This is a genomic window from Psychrobacter sp. R86515, from assembly GCF_042466315.1.
In the GTDB taxonomy this organism is placed as follows: domain Bacteria; phylum Pseudomonadota; class Gammaproteobacteria; order Pseudomonadales; family Moraxellaceae; genus Psychrobacter.
The window spans coordinates 693,723-707,036 of sequence record NZ_JAXHCC010000001.1; the positions used below are offsets into that span (position 1 = coordinate 693,723).

At 44.8% G+C, this 13,314-nt stretch carries 13 protein-coding genes; 9 read left to right on the top strand and 4 right to left on the bottom strand.

Annotation, left to right across the window (positions count from 1 at the left end; translation table 11 throughout):
* Nucleotides 1–82: 82 nt before the first annotated feature.
* The gene (locus SJY28_RS02925) at nt 83–1,162 is read right to left on the bottom strand and encodes a DUF3025 domain-containing protein (RefSeq protein ID WP_379543368.1); all 1,080 of its coding nucleotides are present in this window, start codon (nt 1,160–1,162) and stop codon (nt 83–85) included.
* A 126-nt stretch (nt 1,163–1,288) separates the two neighbouring features.
* On the opposite strand from SJY28_RS02925, the gene SJY28_RS02930 reads away from it, so the two are divergent.
* Together SJY28_RS02930 and SJY28_RS02935 are read left to right on the top strand one after the other, a co-directional pair.
* The gene (locus SJY28_RS02930) at nt 1,289–2,005 is read left to right on the top strand and encodes a hydrolase (protein WP_379543369.1); all 717 of its coding nucleotides are present in this window, start codon (nt 1,289–1,291) and stop codon (nt 2,003–2,005) included.
* 59 nt (nt 2,006–2,064) lie between these two features.
* Nucleotides 2,065–2,637, top strand: a complete 573-nt coding sequence (locus tag SJY28_RS02935; protein WP_379543370.1) for a YchJ family protein — start codon at nt 2,065–2,067, stop codon at nt 2,635–2,637.
* A gap of 20 nt (nt 2,638–2,657) precedes the next feature.
* Here the strand turns inward: SJY28_RS02935 and SJY28_RS02940 are convergent, their stop codons facing one another.
* The 3 genes from SJY28_RS02940 to SJY28_RS02950 form a co-directional block, all read right to left on the bottom strand.
* A complete protein-coding gene (locus tag SJY28_RS02940; protein ID WP_057762068.1) occupies nt 2,658–3,578 on the bottom strand; it encodes a class II glutamine amidotransferase in 921 nt (306 codons plus the stop codon).
* Nucleotides 3,579–3,908 carry a hypothetical protein gene (locus SJY28_RS02945; RefSeq protein WP_379543371.1) on the bottom strand — a complete coding sequence of 110 codons (330 nt, stop codon included), beginning with the start codon at nt 3,906–3,908 and terminating at the stop codon, nt 3,579–3,581.
* 68 nt (nt 3,909–3,976) lie between these two features.
* Nucleotides 3,977–5,140: a homoserine kinase gene (locus SJY28_RS02950; protein ID WP_379543372.1), complete on the bottom strand. Its 1,164-nt coding sequence runs from the start codon at nt 5,138–5,140 to the stop codon at nt 3,977–3,979.
* A 185-nt stretch (nt 5,141–5,325) separates the two neighbouring features.
* Between SJY28_RS02950 and hisF the strand changes: the two genes are divergently transcribed.
* From hisF to glmS, 7 genes are all read left to right on the top strand, one after another.
* Complete coding sequence (gene hisF / locus SJY28_RS02955) at nt 5,326–6,108, top strand: imidazole glycerol phosphate synthase subunit HisF (RefSeq protein ID WP_379543374.1); 783 nt, start codon at nt 5,326–5,328, stop codon at nt 6,106–6,108.
* A gap of 185 nt (nt 6,109–6,293) precedes the next feature.
* Nucleotides 6,294–6,812 (top strand): 6,7-dimethyl-8-ribityllumazine synthase, encoded by a 519-nt coding sequence (ribE, locus tag SJY28_RS02960; RefSeq protein ID WP_057762077.1) that lies wholly within the window; start codon nt 6,294–6,296, stop codon nt 6,810–6,812.
* Between the two features lie 216 nt (nt 6,813–7,028).
* Entirely contained in the window at nt 7,029–7,871 is an 843-nt protein-coding gene (gene nusB / locus SJY28_RS02965; RefSeq protein WP_379543376.1) for a transcription antitermination factor NusB, read from the top strand.
* An 8-nt stretch (nt 7,872–7,879) separates the two neighbouring features.
* Entirely contained in the window at nt 7,880–8,911 is a 1,032-nt protein-coding gene (gene thiL, locus SJY28_RS02970; protein ID WP_379543377.1) for a thiamine-phosphate kinase, read from the top strand.
* A 3-nt stretch (nt 8,912–8,914) separates the two neighbouring features.
* Nucleotides 8,915–9,496: a phosphatidylglycerophosphatase A gene (locus SJY28_RS02975; RefSeq protein ID WP_379543378.1), complete on the top strand. Its 582-nt coding sequence runs from the start codon at nt 8,915–8,917 to the stop codon at nt 9,494–9,496.
* Between the two features lie 206 nt (nt 9,497–9,702).
* Nucleotides 9,703–11,079, top strand: a complete 1,377-nt coding sequence (glmU, locus tag SJY28_RS02980; protein ID WP_379543379.1) for a bifunctional UDP-N-acetylglucosamine diphosphorylase/glucosamine-1-phosphate N-acetyltransferase GlmU — start codon at nt 9,703–9,705, stop codon at nt 11,077–11,079.
* A gap of 168 nt (nt 11,080–11,247) precedes the next feature.
* A complete protein-coding gene (gene glmS, locus SJY28_RS02985) occupies nt 11,248–13,092 on the top strand; it encodes a glutamine--fructose-6-phosphate transaminase (isomerizing) (RefSeq protein ID WP_379543380.1) in 1,845 nt (614 codons plus the stop codon).
* The last annotated feature ends 222 nt before the right edge of the window (nt 13,093–13,314 follow it).

A 13,314-nucleotide genomic window follows, 5' to 3' on the forward strand; every position in this document is an offset into this window, starting at 1 on the left:
ACGTCTGGACGTTGTCGAATCGTGGCACAATCGTAAACGTAACAACGGTTTAGCGAGCTATTTTTAAGCAATCCCTTTCTATTTATTTTTTGTCTTTTTTACGTCGTCCACTGCGGAACACGTAGCTGTCTTCATAAAAGCCAGTATTGGCATTTTCTGCCCAAAAATGCGGCACCCCTAAAATAGGTAACGGCGCAAGCTGGCGCGGTTTGACTTCATCATTTGATAATAATGTGTCCATGTATTTGGCAACCTTGTCATCCAAATAGCGCATACGTTTAGCTAATGATAAGGTAAAGAATTCTTGTGCAACGTGAATGACAATGCTGTGAGCGCATAGAGGTTTGCGTGGGTGTACCAACTGCTCAAGCAATGCATGGCCGAAGATATAGACTGCGGCTTGAGCGCTGTTATCAGGCTGGGTTGGGTTGTCCCATTTAGCACGTGGTTTCACCAAACTTGCCTGCCAGTCGAAATTGATTAATGCCTCACCGATACTAGCATCAGAAGTCACTAGCACTGCCCCATTCTCATCAAAGACAGTAATGGTGTCGCGCACACGCCCTCGACGCTCACTAATACCCTGCTTAGCGATTTCTAGCATATGGTAGTAATTGAGCATAGCTTTAGTCTTCGGAAAAGTCAGCCAAATACTGCCGTTAAATAAATCATGTAAGTTGTCACGGGTCGGGATGTTACCGCTCGTGCCGATGAAATGCTCATAGGCTTCCCCTTCAGGCAATGCATTTTGAGAGACAAACTGTAGCGTTTGAGGCGCATGACCATGGGCAGGTTTGGTATGCGGCAATGACTGTTGTAAGTGATCTGACTGCTGCGCCATCGCCGTTTTTAAGACTTTGGCAATCGTGTCAGGCGTATTGATTTCAGAAGCATTTATATCGTGCTTATTTGGGCTTTTCGCATTATCCAAACCTTCTGAATCACCCAAATTACTTAAACTATCCAAGCTATTTCTCTGTGATTTCGAGCGACTAAGCCGCTCAATCGTGTTGCTGATATAACTCAATTGAGTAATATGCGACAACCAAGGCACTTGCCAGTCAATGGTAGCAAAGCTGTTATCAAGCTGACCTTCTACTACAGGCAGCTGCTTAGTATGAGTGTCAGAGTTAAGTGTGGCGGGTAAATCACTGGCAGGCATAGAAGCTCTCTCTTACAGGCTATCTCTATTAGACGTATGGATGGTCTATGGTATCATGGTGCGCTTTTTTACTGCTAGATACGCCGCTCGAAAGGACTTTTTGAGCGCTATGGATGAATGAGTTTTATGGCAAATTTTAATACCCACTTAAATGTCGCCTTTATGATCAGCGGCACACTGAGTTTGACGGTTTATAAAGCTGGATTGATTGATGATTCGGGATTTTTGGTGTGCGTGGCGCTTGGTACTATCGGTGGATTGTTGCCAGACTTGGACTCTGATAATTCAACACCGATTAAGCTCGGTTTTAATATCACCTCGTTTATATTTGCCTTTGGGCTGGTCATGCATTGGCGTAGTGACTTGAGCTTACTGGCATTGATAGTATTGTGGTTGGCTGGCTACGGTTTTATGCGTTACGTCGTCTTTCATATTTTTACTACTATGACGGTGCATCGCGGCGTCATCCACTCTGTGCCGTATATGGCGATACTGGGATTGGGTCTGACGTGCCTAAGTTATTATGGCTTGCACCTACCACTGACGACCAGTTGGTTTTATGGTCTGTTTTTATTTGGTGGCGCAATGGTGCACTTATCATTGGATGAGCTATATAGCGTCAACTTGTCCAATATGAAAATGAAACGTTCATCGGGCACGGCAATGAAGTTTTATCAGCCAAAAGACAAATGGTGGTATTTGCTCTTATATACTATCCTTGCACTACTGGTATACGCCGCCCCACCTTTTGAGATGTTTTGGTCACGATTAAGTGATCCTTCCGCATGGGCGCAGCTCAAAGTCGGTATATTGCCAGAATTAATAAAAAGCATGCTGCAATAAAATTATCATAAGGCCATTAAGCCTAAACGAATGAGTCCAAACAAAAATTAGAGTAAAACATGCAATCTTACCCAGATACTTGCCCTTGCCAAATCAATCCAACAGCAGAGACGACAGACGCGCAGCTATCCTATCAAAACTGCTGCCAGCCTTATCATGATGCTTTTTATAATGATGAGGTTGACAAAGCAGATGGTATAAAAGCGGAGACAGCCGAACGGCTTATGCGCACGCGCTATAGTGCCTTTGTGCTCATAAAACCAGAGTATATCGTCAAGACCACAGTGCCTGCTCAGCAAGCATTACTTGATGTTGTAGCGATTGACAGTTGGGCAAAAGAGACAGATTGGGCAGGACTAGAGATTGTAGAGCACACGCCAAAACTGGGTAAACGTCATGCACAGGTTGAATTTAAGGCTTACTTTAATGCCAAAGATAATGCAGTTGATTTAGCAGAAAAAATACAGGCGCATCATGAGCTGTCCACCTTCGTAAAGGTAGAAGACAAGGCTAATAGCGATGCGCGCTGGTATTTCTTAGACCCGACGGTTGCGATGACTGTCAGCCAAAAACAACCGTGCATTTGTGGGTCTGGTGAGAAATTTAAACGGTGTTGTGGGGGTTTTATTTAAACAACATTAATTATCGCTCCCTAAACACTCGCCCCAACGGCTCGTGCAATCGCAATGCCTTCGTCCACTGTTAAAAACTTGCGCTGACTTGGGCTGTCTTTATAAATGACATCGCCGTCTTGAAAGATTAAGCACTCATTGACCGCTAACTGCTGCCATTTCTCATTTTCAGTCAATGGCACGGTGACCAAGATAGTGACTTTATCCGTGTCTGTAGTCACATCACCAAAGTTAATCGCCATATCATCATCAGCGAGTTTCGCTTCACCAAATGGCGCTTTACGCGTGAGATAAAACAGTAAGCTGCCCGCATAAGCCAGTTGCCACCTGCCATTCGATATTAAGCAATTAAATAACCCATTGGCAGATAGATAACGACATTGCGTAGTCAAAAAATTAAACAGTGTCTTGTCATCAGGGCGTGACTTAAAGCTACTCTTTAGACGATTGACCAAATAGCAAAATGCCATTTCAGAATCAGTTGAACCAACGGGCTGACAGTGTGAGGCATTGCCGTTGTCTTGTAGGCGCTGACAGCGTTTGATAAATTCGCTATTCATCTGTCCATTGTGCGCAAATACCCACTGCTCGCCCCAGACTTCACGGACGAATGGATGCGTGTTTGCCAAGCAGTTCTGCCCTTGCGTTGCCTTACGAATATGCGCAATGACATTCATGGCTTTGATTGGATAATTATTAACCAAATCAGCAACTGGCGACAGATGGCTTGGACGATTATCATGAAACAAACGCAAACCCGTTGAGTCATTTGCCGTCTCATCGTTGGTTTTGTCATTATTGCTGCATTCGCTGCGCTCGAAAAAGGCAATACCAAAGCCATCTTCATGACTGTCCGTCATCCCGCCGCGCTTGCGAAACCCTGCAAAGCTAAAGCCAATATCCGTTGGGGTATTACAGTTCATTCCTAAGAGTTGACACATTTAATCATTACCGCCGTTATCGTCGTCTATTATCGAGTTACCTTGAATAGGATTGCTTTGAGCAGCAGATAGCGCATCAAAGTCAGCATCACTCATTTCATCAAGCAAAGCGGCCCCATCAGTTGGGATGGTATCCAAAATGCGCTGAGCTTCTGCCAGATCAGTACTTTCTACCCAGAGAACGATACCCGAGTTCATGCCAGGGATAGCGCTGAGCGGTTGCAAGGACACGGTGATGCCGTTATTACGTAGTAGGTTGGCGTGCAGCTCACCCTGCATATTGGTATCGTAGCGCGCCAGTTTGTGCCAGTTATCAACTTGATCGGTCATGGGGTCGCCTCTAAGGTTTCGGTACTAAAATTAGTACTAGCATTGGTACTAGAATAAATAAGCAATACTTAAGACAATTGATCTAACGTATATTCTTTGATTGCAAACTCACTACTATTTAATGTTTCCTGCGCTTGCTCAGCTTGCGTGATACTGCTAAACACGCCGACTATTTGATTGTCTGGTTTGCTTAATAGTACGAATACGGTATTTTGCGACTTTTCAACATGCGCCCAATGGTAAGCCGCCAGACGTTTCATCAAGTCAGGGTTTTTGACCATGATGTTATCACCCGTACGGCCTTCGGTACGGTTGTAGTGAATCACATTTAGGCGTAATAACCAGAAAATCACTGCGGCCTTTGCTAGCATAACAGGTAGTGCACGGTTTTCATCACTGTTTAGCGGGCGGATCGATTCATAACCTTGTAAGAACGCCGCCATTTTACTGCGATCAAAGTTAACGGATTCGCCTTGTTCTGCAACGCCCCACGTGGTACAAAAATCATTGATAGTGATCGCAATATCCATCACATAATGCTCAACGCTGACTTCGGTAAAATCCAACAGGCCCGTCAGCCGCGCTTCGCCTTTTTGTAGGTTCCATAAGGTATTATCAGCAAACATATCTAAATGACACAGACCTTTTGGCAAAGTTGCCAGTGGTAATTCTGAATAAGAGCGCCAGATATCGCTCATCAGCTTGGCTTCGTCACCTGGCATGAACTGCATTTCACGGTCGCGCACATCTGCCCATGGGTACAAAGGCACGCCGTACTGCTCACTTGGCTGCAATGCTTGTAGCGTTTCATGCAACATTGCTAATGCCGCGCCAATGTCATGACACATCGCTTGCGTGGTTTGATCAGGATGTGAGCCTGCTAAACACGGCACTAAAGTAATTGCCTTGTCTTCATAGTGGATGACATAGCGCTTATCGTCGCCATCCGTTTGCGAACCAGTTGATTCAACAACGGCTAGCGGCGCGGCGACTGGTAACTTGCCATTTAGCTGATTGAGGATAACGGCCATTTTTTCGATATCAGCGGGCGGACGCTCTTCAAATAAAGTGAATACGTAAGAGTATGTGCCGTCTACATCGTCAGTCGCTTGAATAAACCAGTTTGAGTTTTTAATACCTTGAGTGATCGGAATCGCGCGGGCAAACGACACACCAAAGCTTTGGCAAAAGGCGGCAAACTGATCATCGGTTAACTGGGTATAGACGGACATGACATCTCACTTATAGCAATTGGATAAGAAGTTAAATAGGATAAGTTTATGCGGTAATGACAGCAATTGTACCGCGCATGATAAAACTATGGTGAAAAGCGTAATAATCTTGCGAAAACCTGCCTGAAATAGCAGTGATTTTGCTAGACTAGCGCCTATGAATTGATTATAAGGTGAAAGACCCTATGTTAGCAAAGCGTATCATTCCTTGCTTGGACGTTGACAATGGCCGCGTGGTCAAAGGCGTGCAATTTGTCGATATAAAAGACGCAGGCGATCCTGTCGAAGTAGCCAAACGCTATAACGAACAGGGCGCTGATGAGATTACTTTTTTGGATATTACTGCGACCAATGATGAGCGCGATACCACTTATCATACTGTTGAGCGCATGGCAGAAACGGTATTCGTTCCGCTGACTGTTGGCGGCGGTGTTCGAAAAATCGCTGATATCCGCAATTTGCTCAATGCTGGCGCGGATAAAGTCGCGATTAACTCAGCAGCCGTATTTACGCCGGAGTTCGTTGGTGAAGCCGCGCAGAAATTTGGTAACCAATGTGTCGTCGTTGCTATCGATGCCAAACGCGTCGCTGATATCAACGTCGGTGGTATTGTCATGCCACGTTGGGAGATTTTCACCCATGGTGGTCGTAAGCCAACGGGTATCGATGCCGTTGCTTGGGCGAGCAAAATGGCAGAGCTGGGCGCTGGTGAATTACTGGTCACCTCGATGGACGGTGATGGCACCAAAAAAGGCTATGATTTGGCACTCATGCAGCAAATTACGAGCCGCGTTAATGTACCAGTTATCGCTTCAGGCGGCGTCGGTAACCTGCAACATTTAGCAGAAGGCGTACTAGAAGGCGGCGTAGATGCCGTACTTGCCGCCAGTATTTTTCACTTCGGTGAGTACACGGTATTGGAGGCCAAAGAGTATATGGCAGCGCAAGGAATACAGATGCGTCTTTAGCACGCTCGTAATATACAAATAAAACCCAAAAAAATGCTATCATAGCGCTAACCATTTATTTTCGTTCAATTAACTAGGGTAACGCCAAAATAATAGGCGACCGAATCGATTGAACGCATCAGACTATTTAGCTATTTATTGACGCCTATATTTCAATTGAACGCTTATTAAGCAAAGGATTTTTTATGTCGAACTTACAACAGCAGCGCAACGACGTGACTCATATCGATGGTAACCTACATCAAAACGCTGATGCTCGCATTGGTATTGTTGTTGGTCGTTTTAACGGTTTCGTCGTTGAGTCATTAGTTGATGGTGCAATCGATGCCCTACTCCGTCATGGTGTATTAGGTAGCAACATTACTGTTATCCGTGTACCTGGTGCATTTGAGCTACCACTTGTGGCCCAACGTGCTGCTGAATCAGATCGTTTTGACGCGATTGTGGCACTGGGTGCAATCATCCGTGGCAGCACGCCGCATTTTGATATTGTAGCTAGCGAATCTGCCAAAGGTTTGAGCGCTGTTGCAATGGATTATAATATCCCTGTTGCTAACGGTATCATCACTACTGATAGCATCGAGCAAGCCATTGAGCGCTCTGGTACTAAAGCGGGCAACAAAGGCTCTGAAGCTGCGATGGTTGTACTAGAAATGATCGCTGTTTTGTCACAACTTGATATTGATGATATCGATGAAGCGTAAGCTTTAAAGCTCAAATTTATTAGTTTAACTGGTGCTGCTATTTAGTAATAACAGCACCTCATAGCACTAGCCAGCTATCGAAACAATTGGCTACTTTTTGAATTTTCGCCGTATTTCTATACCCTTTAAAGCTTTAAATCAGCATAGCTAAAAAGTTACTTTGCTAATTTATATTTTGACTGGGTATCATCTCAAAAATTTAGGTACAGACCCCCTATGACTGACCAACTCAAGCGCGCTATTAGCGCTGCGAAAACCGCACAAGCCAATGATGGACAAGCTGAAGCTACCCGTATAGCGAGCAGTAGTGCGGGTGATCAAACATTCGATATGAGTGAGTCTTCTTACAAGACCAGTCACACTGCTATTCGTAAGGCACGTCGCTTTGCGATGCAGGGCCTATACGAATGGCTCGTCACTGATCGCCGCTTTGATGTAGATGGTAAGCTTGGCTGGAAAGCCAATGCTCCGCACGATATTGCTGCTCGCACGCGTGCAACCAATGCCATGCATACCGTCCATATCGGTTATTATCATGAAATGATGCGCGACATCCCAGAGCAAATTGAAGCTCTCGATGCGCTTATCAGTCAGCATCTCGATCGTGAGGTTGATAAGCTAGATACGGTTGAGCACGCTATCTTGTTGATTGGCGCGTATGAGCTACAAAACCGTGTAGAGATTCCTTATAAAGTCGTGCTTGATGAAGCGATGAAGCTAAATAATCACTTTGGGGCGACTGATGCTCACAAACTGATTAATGCGGTACTGGATAAAATGGCCGGTGAGCTGCGTGCAGTCGAAGTGCAAGCGGATACCAATGCCAATCTACGTACGTCACAAAAAGCGGCGACTAAACAGCCTGAAGTAAGTTCAGCCGATAATATCAAAACTGCTGCTGAAACAGAAAGTGCTATCGTCGATGAGCCGACTGCATCAAACAAGCCGCGTATCAGTGCTAACAAAGCCAACGTCAAACGCAATAGTGCCAGTAAAGCCAGTGCAAATATCAGTGACTTTAAGGCGAGCAAGAAAAACGCTAACGATACCAAAGACTAAGACTAGCCATGAACGAGTTTGAGCTGATTGAGCGTATATTCTCACAGATGCAGGCCACGCATGCGCCATTAACTGGTATCGAAAAAGGTATCGGTGACGACGCGGCTGTGATGGCATTGCCAGCAGGATCACGCTTGGTTAGCTGTATTGATACACTGGTTCAAGGTCGTCACTTTCATGCTGATTGGCAAAGAGTTGATGAACTAGCATTTGCGATTGGCTATAAAGCCGTGGCTGTTAATGTCTCAGACATTGCAGCTATGGGTGCGACGCCGCATAGCATTATGCTAGCACTGGCATTACCTGAACGTCTGGCAAATCACGAATGGCTTACTGAATTTGCCAAAGGGCTGTTTCATGCGTGTCAGCTGTTTGGCGTGACGCTGATAGGTGGTGATACCACACGTAGTGAGCGCTTAGTACTCAGTATCAGCGCGCAAGGGTTACTCGCCGCAGATACACCAGCCATTTATCGATCAGGTACGCAAGTTGGTGACAAAGTTTATGTATCAGGCACCCTTGGTGATGCCGCTTTCGCTTTACAGTATCCTGACAGCGCACAAGGTATCGAATTGGCACATCGTCTACATATGCCAACGCCGCGTATTGCACTAGGTGCAGCATTGGCAAAGATCGGAGCAACAGCGATGATAGATATCTCCGACGGCCTTTATCAAGATCTTGGCCATATCTGTCAACAAAGCTCTGTAGGCATGCGCATCCATTTAGACAAGCTACCGAGTAGCGAGTCATTATCTACTGTCGGTTTGTCTGATCGCTTGTTAGGTCAACTAGCGGGCGGCGATGATTATGAATTGGCATTTACTTTGCCTGCTCATATCAAACCGCCTATAGGCAATACGCCTGTTACCTGTATTGGCGAGGTAATTGCACTAGCAGATCCGATAGCGACAGATACCAAGTCTCCTGATAACTCACGTCTTGAACTGTTTTATCAAAATCAGTCAGTGACGCCAACTCAGCCCGCACCGTTTTCAATATGGCCCAACCTTACTGGCTACCAACACTTTACAGGCTAATCCATGACTGATCACGACTTATCTAAGCCTGACATCCGTAAAGCAAATGACTGCCCACCTTTACCGGTCGGTGCTAACGCGCTTGACCGTGTGGTTTATTGGCTCGGTATCGGTTTAGGTAGTGGTTTGCCGCGCCGTGCACCTGGCACTTGGGGTACCGTTGGTGGGCTGATCATTGCAATACCATTGTTGAGTTTGGGCTTTATACCTTTTCTCATTTTGACAATTCTATCTTGTATTTTGGGCGTTTGGATTTGCGGACGCACTGCTGAGCTTATGCAAGGTCATGATGATCCGCATATCGTTTGGGATGAGTGGGCAGGTATTTGGATTACCCTCCTACCTCTTTCTTATATGGGGATTGCTGACGATAATTTCTGGCAAAATATGTCTCAAGAGCTTTCTATTTTCGCCATTGTTTTCGCTTTTATCTTATTTCGATTTTTTGATATCGTTAAGCCGCCACCGATTGGATGGGCTGACAAAAGAGTTGCTGGTGGGTTAGGCATTATGCTCGATGACATTATCGCCGGTATCATGGCAGCAGTAGTATGGGTAGCGGTTATGTTTGGTGTGCTGTTATAAGCTACCCCAACTACCACGATACTGAAGTGGCTACTCTACAACCGCTAATCCTAGCAACGTTATCGATTTGAACGCTACTCTCCTGCATAGACAATTGATCTATTGTTAGCAGGTTGTATTACAAAGCCTGCACATCACAGCATTTTTATAACTAAACATTTGCGCTATAATTCAATATTATATTTTGTTACATTTGCGAGCCTATTATGACATCTCCTCTTTCTGTAATTATTTTAGCTGCCGGTAAAGGCACACGTATGCAATCGGCAAAGCCAAAGGTATTGCAGACATTGGCTGGGAAGTCTTTATTAGGTCATGTGCTAGATACTTGTCATCAGTTAACTGTTGATGAAACCATCATTGTTCATGGCTTTGGTGGTGATCAAGTAAAGTCAGAAATTACCAATCAATATACACAAGCTTCGATTACTTGGGTTGCTCAAACTGAGCAATTGGGAACTGGCCATGCGGTCAAGGTGACACTGTCTGATTTACCTAAGTCAGGACAAAGTCTCATTCTTTACGGTGATGTGCCATTGGTAAGCTGTCAGACGCTAACAGCATTAAAAACTGCCAATACTAATGGCATGTCTATGCTGACGCTGACAGTCGATAATCCATTTGGCTTGGGTCGTATTAAACGCGACCAAGCAGGTAATATTGAAGCCATCGTTGAACAAAAAGATGCTGATGCTGAAGAGCAAAGCATTAGAGAAATTAATAGCGGTATTTACTGTGTCGACAATGCGCTACTGCACAAATATTTACCTGAGCTCTCTAACGACAATGCACAGCAAGAATATTATCTGACGGATATTGTCAAAATGGCAGTTGCCGATGGTATTACTATCGCAGCGATTGAGCCTGAGCATACGTTTGAAATTGAAGGGGTTAATAATCGTCAACAGCTTGCTAGTCTAGAACGCACTTGGCAGCGCAAGCTAGTTGCTGACTTACAAGAAGCTGGCGTACAGTTCGCCGACCCTACTCGTGTCGATATTCGTGGTACGTTGACCGCTGGTCAAGATGTGTTTATTGACGTCAATGTGGTGTTTGAAGGTGACTGTGCCTTGGGTGATAACGTCTATATCGAAGCGGGCTGTGTTATCAAAAATGCCAAGATTGGTAATGCTTGCTACATCAAACCATATTGCGTGATCGATCGCGCTAATATCGGTGCGGGTGTTGATATCGGGCCTTTTGCGCATTTGCGTCCTGATACCGTACTATCTGATAACAGCAAAGTTGGTAATTTTGTCGAAATTAAAAAATCGACTATCGGCAAAGGCAGTAAGGTAAATCACTTAAGCTACGTCGGTGATGCAACTGTCGGTACAGGCGTTAATATCGGTGCTGGTGTCATTACTTGTAATTATGACGGTGCTAATAAATCGCAAACCATCATTGAAGACAATGCGTTTATCGGCTCCAATGCTAGCTTAGTCGCGCCAGTGACGATTGGCGATACAGCTACCGTTGCCGCTGGTTCTGTGATTACCAAAGACGTTGATCGTAGTGCCTTAGCGTTTGGTCGTGCGCGTCAAGTACAAAAAAACGACTTTCAACGACCCACTAAAAAATAATTGCTCATTGGTGGTTTAGCCAACCTCAGTCATTTTTGAATAAACCTAAGCAGTATGGCAATCTTTGTGGTACTGCTTCATCGTATTTATCTGTTGATGACCAACCAAATTTTTTGCTCGTATACTATTATATATTGAACTACTAAAAATTGAATCTAAGGAATAGCCATGTGTGGAATTGTAGGCGCCGTTGCTGAGCGAAATATCGCTAATATCTTACTTGAAGGCCTAAAGCGTTTAGAATATCGCGGCTATGATTCAGCTGGCCTGACGGTTATTCGTGATGGTGAATTACACCGTGAGCGCCAAGTGGGTAAAGTACAGGCACTGGTTAATGCCGTTGCGATCAATCCAGAGTTTTTTGATGGTCATATTGGTATTGCTCACACGCGCTGGGCAACCCATGGTGAGCCAGCACAACGTAATGCGCATCCACACGTGTCAGGCAAAATTGCGGTCGTTCATAACGGTATCGTCGAAAACTACGCTGAATTAAAAGAAGAGCTAATGGCCAAAGGCTACGTGTTTACTTCACAGACAGATACTGAAGTTGTGGCGCATCTAATCCATGATATCTACAAAAAGACACCTGACTTATTAGAAGCGGTCCGCACAATCATTCCGTTATTGCACGGTGCTTTTGCATTGGGTATCGTCCACGTAGACTGCCCTGATGAGCTCATTACTGTACGTCTAGGCTCACCTTTAGTGATTGGTGTCGGTATCGGTGAGAATTTTATCGCATCAGATCAGTTGGCTTTGCTGCCGGTGACTAACCGCTTTATGTATCTAGAAGAAGGTGATATCGCCAAATTAACTCGTAATAGCATTCAAGTTTATGCAGATGGTGTTGAAGTCCAACGTCAGATACATGAGATTGATGCAACCCAGCACAATGCCGATAAAGGCGAGTTCAAGCATTATATGCTCAAAGAAATTTATGAGCAGCCAGATGCCGTCGCTCGTACGATAGAGATGGCTTTGGATAATGGCGAAACGACTAAACTACGCGACGATTTTTTACAGCGTCATGAGACACTGTTGTCAGGTATTCGTCATGTACAAGTGATTGCTTGTGGTACCAGTTACCATGCAGGTATGGTCGCAAAATACTGGTTTGAGAGCCTTATCCGTATACCTTGCTCGGTCGAGGTTGCCAGCGAATTCCGCTATCGCAATCCTGTCGTCGTCGATAATACTTTGGTCATCTGTATTTCTCAATCTGGTGAAACGGCTGACACCTTATCAGCGTTACGTGATATCCAGAAGCAAATGCCAGCAGGCTTAGTCAGCTTGGCACTATGTAATGTACCGACGTCATCGCTGGTACGCGAAACAGACATTTTTTTACCGACGTTGGCAGGACCTGAGATTGGCGTCGCCTCTACCAAAGCATTTACCACTCAGCTTGTGGCATTGATATTGTTAATATTAAAAGTTGGCGTCACGCAGAAGCGCATGACTGACGAACACTTGAATACGTTATTAAGTGAGTTACATCAATTACCAGGACAACTCTACGCTAGCTTAAACCTTGATGCTCCTATCAAGACCATGAGTGAAAGCTTTGAAGATAAGAAAAGCTGTCTATTTTTAGGTCGCGGGCTACAGTTCCCGATTGCGCTAGAAGGCGCGTTAAAGCTAAAAGAAATTTCTTATATTCATGCAGAAGGTTATGCGGCAGGCGAGCTCAAACACGGTCCATTGGCATTGGTCGATAAAGACATGCCAATCGTCGTACTAGCGCCCAAAGACAGTATGTTTGATAAATTAAAAGCTAACATGCAAGAAGTGCATGCGCGTCATGGTGAGCTATTTGTATTCGCTAGTGAAGCCAGTCAGATGGTCGCTGAAGATAGACTCCACTTAGTGTATGTACCCGATGTCTGCGAGACGCTCGCCCCTATCGTCTACAGCGTGCCTGTGCAGCTGTTGTCATACCATGTAGCAGTAATGCGTGGCACAGACGTCGATCAACCGCGCAATTTGGCAAAATCAGTCACGGTAGAATAAGAAAAACTACTCTACACTAACCTGAAAAGACAAATATTTACCCCTGCTATTGTAAACTCAGTAGCAGGGTTTTTTTATAATTTTAAAACGACCTACTAGCAGTTTAGAAAAAAGCAGTAAGAACTACATCAGTAAAGAATCAAATAAAAACACTTAGACCCAGTTCCAAATAACCCTCATATTTTAAAAACTGGTGAAAAGTAGAATTTCGATACAAAAAAA

What these genes read in the sequence shown, in the direction of transcription:
- nusB (WP_379543376.1), top strand. Translation starts at nt 7,029, where the DNA reads ATGACTGACCAACTCAAGCGCGCTATTAGCGCTGCGAAAACCGCACAA.
- SJY28_RS02975 (WP_379543378.1), top strand. Translation starts at nt 8,915, where the DNA reads ATGACTGATCACGACTTATCTAAGCCTGACATCCGTAAAGCAAATGAC.
- SJY28_RS02940 (WP_057762068.1), bottom strand. Translation starts at nt 3,578, where the DNA reads ATGTGTCAACTCTTAGGAATGAACTGTAATACCCCAACGGATATTGGC.
- ribE (WP_057762077.1), top strand. Translation starts at nt 6,294, where the DNA reads ATGTCGAACTTACAACAGCAGCGCAACGACGTGACTCATATCGATGGT.
- SJY28_RS02935 (WP_379543370.1), top strand. Translation starts at nt 2,065, where the DNA reads ATGCAATCTTACCCAGATACTTGCCCTTGCCAAATCAATCCAACAGCA.
- SJY28_RS02945 (WP_379543371.1), bottom strand. Translation starts at nt 3,908, where the DNA reads ATGACCGATCAAGTTGATAACTGGCACAAACTGGCGCGCTACGATACC.
- glmU (WP_379543379.1), top strand. Translation starts at nt 9,703, where the DNA reads ATGACATCTCCTCTTTCTGTAATTATTTTAGCTGCCGGTAAAGGCACA.
- hisF (WP_379543374.1), top strand. Translation starts at nt 5,326, where the DNA reads ATGTTAGCAAAGCGTATCATTCCTTGCTTGGACGTTGACAATGGCCGC.
- thiL (WP_379543377.1), top strand. Translation starts at nt 7,880, where the DNA reads ATGAACGAGTTTGAGCTGATTGAGCGTATATTCTCACAGATGCAGGCC.
- glmS (WP_379543380.1), top strand. Translation starts at nt 11,248, where the DNA reads ATGTGTGGAATTGTAGGCGCCGTTGCTGAGCGAAATATCGCTAATATC.
- SJY28_RS02930 (WP_379543369.1), top strand. Translation starts at nt 1,289, where the DNA reads ATGGCAAATTTTAATACCCACTTAAATGTCGCCTTTATGATCAGCGGC.
- SJY28_RS02925 (WP_379543368.1), bottom strand. Translation starts at nt 1,162, where the DNA reads ATGCCTGCCAGTGATTTACCCGCCACACTTAACTCTGACACTCATACT.
- SJY28_RS02950 (WP_379543372.1), bottom strand. Translation starts at nt 5,140, where the DNA reads ATGTCCGTCTATACCCAGTTAACCGATGATCAGTTTGCCGCCTTTTGC.